General features: G+C 36.2%; 4 protein-coding genes and 1 tRNA gene. 3 read left to right on the top strand and 2 right to left on the bottom strand.

The features are described from left to right. Together ACJAT0_RS12300 and ACJAT0_RS12295 are read right to left on the bottom strand one after the other, a co-directional pair. Nucleotides 1–324, bottom strand: a 324-nt coding sequence (locus ACJAT0_RS12300) for an ABC transporter transmembrane domain-containing protein (protein ID WP_415181893.1), incomplete at its 3' end; no start/stop codon positions are given. A 349-nt stretch (nt 325–673) separates the two neighbouring features. Continuing rightward, a tRNA-Leu gene (locus tag ACJAT0_RS12295) sits at nt 674–755 on the bottom strand. Nucleotides 756–865: 110 nt separating this feature from the next. Between ACJAT0_RS12295 and ACJAT0_RS12290 the strand changes: the two genes are divergently transcribed. The 3 genes from ACJAT0_RS12290 to ACJAT0_RS12280 all read left to right on the top strand — a co-directional run bounded on the left by ACJAT0_RS12290 (nt 866) and on the right by ACJAT0_RS12280 (nt 5,371). After that, nucleotides 866–2,251 (top strand): dipeptidase, encoded by a 1,386-nt coding sequence (locus tag ACJAT0_RS12290; RefSeq protein WP_415181892.1) that lies wholly within the window; start codon nt 866–868, stop codon nt 2,249–2,251. 622 nt (nt 2,252–2,873) lie between these two features. After that, nucleotides 2,874–3,239, top strand: a complete 366-nt coding sequence (locus ACJAT0_RS12285; RefSeq protein WP_415181891.1) for a BlaI/MecI/CopY family transcriptional regulator — start codon at nt 2,874–2,876, stop codon at nt 3,237–3,239. Nucleotides 3,240–3,241: 2 nt separating this feature from the next. Next, on the top strand, nt 3,242–5,371 hold the full coding sequence (locus tag ACJAT0_RS12280; RefSeq protein ID WP_415181890.1) for a M56 family metallopeptidase: 2,130 nt from the start codon (nt 3,242–3,244) through the stop codon (nt 5,369–5,371). The last annotated feature ends 279 nt before the right edge of the window (nt 5,372–5,650 follow it).

Genomic DNA, 5,650 nt, shown 5'->3' with positions numbered 1-5,650 from the left:
AGGTAATGACAGTACCTTTTTTTGAACTTGCGCTCTCAGTTCAGAAATCATATACTGCGCTTGTACACTTAATATTTTAGTAAGAAGAAAGGAAGTAATCGCTTGGACTAAAATGGCTAAGGCTACCACTGCAACTAAGCCTTTGAGAAACTCCACATTTTTATTAGGAATGATATCATCCATTAAATATTTAAGAGATAAGGGTGCCACAAAGCTAGCTGCTTTACTTATTACAATTAAAAATAATCCTATAAAAACAAATTTTCTTCTGGGCCAAATAATGGTTTTGAAGGCACTTAAAATAGTTACTTTTTTTTCTGACATGTTTTGGGCCTTTTAATAAAATAATGAAACTTACATTTAAACAACTCTGTTTTTTTCATGTCAGACAGCATAAAACGGTTTGACTCAACATTCGAAACATAAATTAGATGAACTTACTACTTCATTATTAATGATCCAAAATTATGGTTTTGCTTTCACTTTCTGAAACAATTGAAGGCCTTAAATTACATGGCTGTAGTAAACGATCATTCGAATTATAAATTTTATAATCGAGCCTTGTAAACAAGAGATAAAACATATAGATATCTTATGATTCGTTTTTTTAGACTTTCGTGAAAGCGAGAACTAAAAAAAAGCCCTTCATTTCTGAAGAGCTTTTAAGAATAAGTGCGGATGACAGGAATCGAACCTGCACACCTTGCGGCACTAGATCCTAAGTCTAGCATGTCTACCAGTTCCATCACATCCGCATTCTGGTATCCCTGATTGGGACGGCAAATATACATACTTTTAAGATATTACAAATTCTTTATCAAATAAAAATTACTCGTTTCTTATCTTTACATCAAATACAATTATCATGAATACCAAACCTTATGTTGATCAGCACAAAGATCGATTCATAAATGAACTCATAGACTTACTTAAGATCCCATCTGTAAGCGCAGATCCTACCCATAAAAACGATGTGATTAGAGCCAGTGAAGTGATTAAAGAATCCCTAAAAAAAGCAGGCTGCGACCACGTAGAAATTTGTGAAACGCCAGGTTTTCCGATCGTTTATGGAGAAAAAATGATCGATCCCAAACTGCCTACGGTATTGGTTTATGGTCATTACGATGTACAACCACCAGATCCTATAAATTTATGGGACAGCCCACCTTTTGAGCCAGTGATTAAAAAAACAGCCCTTCATCCAGACGGAGCCATATTTGCCCGTGGTGCTTGTGATGACAAAGGACAAATGTACATGCACGTAAAAGCTATGGAATACATGACAGCAAATAACGAGCTGCCATGTAACGTTAAGTTCATGATTGAAGGAGAAGAAGAAGTGGGAAGCGAATCCTTAGGATGGTTTCTAGAACGCAATAGAGAAAAACTAGCTAACGACGTGATCTTGATTTCTGATACGGGCATGATCTCCAAAGACGTCCCTAGCGTCACCACGGGACTGCGTGGTTTGAGCTATGTAGAAGTTGAAGTAACCGGTCCTAATCGCGACTTGCACTCCGGGCTTTATGGAGGTGCGGTAGCAAATCCGATCAATGTATTGTGCGATATGATCGCCCAACTCCATGATGATAACCATCACATCACTATTCCAGGCTTCTATGATAAAGTAGAAGAACTCAGTAAAGAAGAACGTGCCGAAATGGCCAAAGCGCCATTCTCTCAAGAAGCCTACAACAAAGCGCTGGACATCGCTGAAGAAGACGGCGAGAAAGGGTATACCACTAATGAACGCAATAGCATTAGACCTACCTTAGACGTGAATGGTATTTGGGGCGGCTACACCGGCGAAGGTGCCAAAACCGTTATCGCGAGTAAGGCTTATGCAAAAATATCCATGCGACTGGTACCGGACCAAAACTGGCATGAAATCACCGAGTTGTTTCAGAATCACTTTGAAAGCATCGCTCCAGCAAGCGTAAAAGTGAAAGTAACACCGCATCATGGAGGAACAGCTTATGTGACACCTATTGATAGCTTGGGCTATAAAGCAGCAAGTGCCGCTTATGAGGATACCTTTGGCAAGACGCCTATTCCTCAGCGCAGTGGTGGCTCGATTCCTATAGTTGCCTTATTTGAAAAAGAACTGGATTCTAAGTCTATCCTTATGGGATTTGGTCTGGATAGCGATGCGATTCACTCACCTAACGAGCATTTTGGAATCTGGAATTACCTGAAAGGAATTGAAACGATTCCGCATTTTTACAAGCATTTTACGGAGATGAGTAAGTAATACCCATTTATCTTTGAACTATTACATTTAAGTTTATAAAAGTCCCATTCTTAATCGAGTGGGACTTTTTTTTGTTCTCACTTTTGCAAAAGCTTTATGCGCAATTACTTTTAAAAAGAAAAATACCTGCTGATCGTTTCCTATTACTTCAAGTTCAGGTTCGAGTTCATTTTTTAGCGAATGGGACTTATTTTTGGGCAGTTCACTAAAAATTCATTTCGCTACCGCTCCTAGAATTCTCTAGTGACCGTGCTTTCTGCTATATCTTTTATTCTACCATTTTACCAGATCACTTTAGCGAAAGCGAAAAAACCCTTAATACCTCATATCCAGTATTTTAAAATCATATATACCAGCCGTTTTTATTCTTCTTTTTACCTTTATTTGACTTTTTAATGTTCTACACTTGTAGAATCAAAATATTGTTCTACATTTGTAGAGTTAGTTCTCCTGCCAATTTAATTTTGTGCTGTTGTAAAATTAAATTGGAACGTTTTTTTATTTATCAAGACAAAAAATTAAAGCATAGCAATAGCTACGGTTTTATTTTTTAACGAAGAAAAATAGAAAAACGAACGATTTAATACAACAGAGTAAAGTTAAATAGGCATAAAACATACAAATGAAATTATCAAAAACTGAAGAAGATGTTATGAGTCATTTATGGAAGCTAGAAAAAGCTTTTATGAAAGACCTCCTTGAAGCATACCCTGATCCCAAACCGGCTACCACTACCATTGCTACCTTATTAAAGCGTATGACGGATAAAGGTTTTGTAGGTTATGAACTGTTCGGTAAAAGCCGTCAATATATTCCTTTAGTGAAGAAAAGCGATTATTTCGCTAAGCATGTAAACGGCTTGATTAAGAATTTCTTTAACGATAGTGCTTCTCAATTTGCTTCTTTCTTTACTAAAGAAACAGACTTAAGTAAAGAGGAGCTGGAAGAATTGAGAAAAATTATTGATCGCCAAATTGAAAAAAAATAATCATGGAACATTTCTTAATCAACTCCTCTGTTTGCTTATTTGTACTCTGGCTGGCCTATAAGTTATTGTTAGAAAACACTTCCTGGCATGGCTTTAAAAGATTCTATTTGATAGGTGCACTTATTCTATCCATGCTTATTCCGTTTATAGTGGTAGAAACGATTGTGATTCCCATGGAAGAAATTCCGTTTATAAATGATGCCCAATTGCCTTTCATGGAATCAGCAATGGAGAAGTCGAGTGTTACTTTCCGCTGGCTTTATATAGGATGGAGTCTTTATGTGATAGGTGCCTTTATCATGCTTTGGAGGTTTGGTAAGAATTTGTACTCTTTTAGGATCCAACAAGAAGATCAGATCAGTTCTTATGCTGCTTACCAGCTTATTTTACGCAACAGCTTTACGATACCACATTCATTTCTCACTCGGATTTTTATTTCTAAAAAAGATCAGGAATCCAACAAAATACCAAGGGTTGTTTTAGAACACGAAAAAGCACATCTGGATCAGAAGCATTCGCTAGACGTGCTATTTATAGAATTTCTTTTAATTGCATTTTGGTTCAATCCTTTGTTGTACATCATTAGGTATTCTATAAAGTTGAACCATGAATTCCTGGCTGATCGTGCTGTTTTGAGTCAAGGAATTTCAACTACTGCCTATCAAGAAACACTATTAGAACAGGCGACCACAAGTTACCAACAGGCGATGGCCAACACCTTTACATTTCCAATAATCAAAAAAAGATTTCATATTATGAAAACACACACCTCAAATACCAGCCTGGTCTTTAGAAGTCTAGCCCTTATTCCTGTTATCGCTTTACTTGTTATAAGTTGTGGGAAGGAAGAAACCGAATTTCAAGAAGTTGAACTACCTGTAGAGTTTAAAATAATTGAAGAAACACCTTCTAATCGTAAAATAATAGCAGTTGACCCATCAGATCCAGAAGGGAACATTACTATAAATGGAGCACCTCATGTGTATAAAATAAATGGAGAACAAATCAAGATTTATAATGAACAAGGAGAACTTCAAGATTTTGAAAGTCAAGGTTACGAAGTTATAAAAGCAGAGGAAATTATTGAGGTAGTTGAAGTACTCGAAAATCTGACCTCAAAAGACATAAAAGAGTATAATTTTCTAGCTAAAAGACATCAAGAATTTATAAAGGAGAAGGGTCATGTCGTACTTTTTAATGAAGACACAAAACGTATGCAAATCATTTTTAATTCTATGAATGAAAAACAACGTGCTGAAAATGAACCATGGCCTTATATAAATTGGGAAAATGATATTAGAGCAGGTCAAATCCCACCGCCACCGCCACCGGCACCGGCAGCACCGTCTAAAGATTTTGGATATATAAAAGTAGATGGAAAGATCCATTATTATACCGTAAAAGGAGGTGACCAAGCTTTTTACGATCGTTGGGGAAGCAAAATTGACCTTAAAGGCAAGACTGTAGAGTATATTAAACAAGAAGACCTGCCACCGCCACCGCCACCAGCGAGTCCTTTAGATTATATAGAAAACGCTGGTGATAACATCCACTACTACATTGATGATGAAAAGGTAACTGCAGAAAAAGCAAAAGCATTTATTAAAAAGAACGGAAACAAGGGCGTCCAAATCATTCCGGTAAATGGAATAAATTCTTTGAAAATGTTTTCCACAAATCATAAAATGAGTTATAAAATTAAAAGCTCAAAAAATGACACCACAACTTGGGTAAAAGATTTTGAAAAAGGATTCAGTGTCAACAATAAGTCAAACATCGGTAGAGACCAAATAAAAGAATCGTCAAAAAAACCAACTACAAGAATCAAAAACGGCACATGGAAAGATGTAGACGAATTAATAGTAGATGTTAGTAAAGAAAAGAAAAGACTACAAAGCACAGTGGAAAACACTTTTATAGGAGACCCTATCGATGTGATCCACATCAACAGAGAAAAATATGTGTATTACGTAGATGGACATATTTTGAATTACCAAGAAGCCTTATTCATAGTAGCAAAAAATGAACACTGGAATGTCTATTTGGACAACATAGATAACAAAGCTGCTATGATGATCAACACCTATGATGTCATCGTAGGTCCAGAAGAAATTAAAAAACGTGGTTGTTAATTCCAATGCATCCCACAGACTAAAAACACATCATCCTATATCATTTTTCAACAAAAGCCATTGACTATGGCTTTTGTTCGTTCCAATCCTATCAACCAGCTACGAGAATGTCATAAGCCGATTCTGCTATACAGCAGAATGAACGTATGAATCTGAATTCGAAATCGAAATCGAATTTGAAATTGAAATTGAACTCGAACTCGGATTTAAGTTTAGGTTAAAAACTGTAACAATTCTATCTATTTGACGTTTATTAAGTTACAATCCCTTTCTAAACCT

The sequence above is a fragment of the Nonlabens sp. genome (assembly GCF_047636915.1).
Lineage (GTDB): Bacteria > Bacteroidota > Bacteroidia > Flavobacteriales > Flavobacteriaceae > Nonlabens.
The sequence above is the reverse complement of the archived record's forward strand: the minus strand, read 5'-3'. Positions and strand labels throughout refer to the sequence as shown.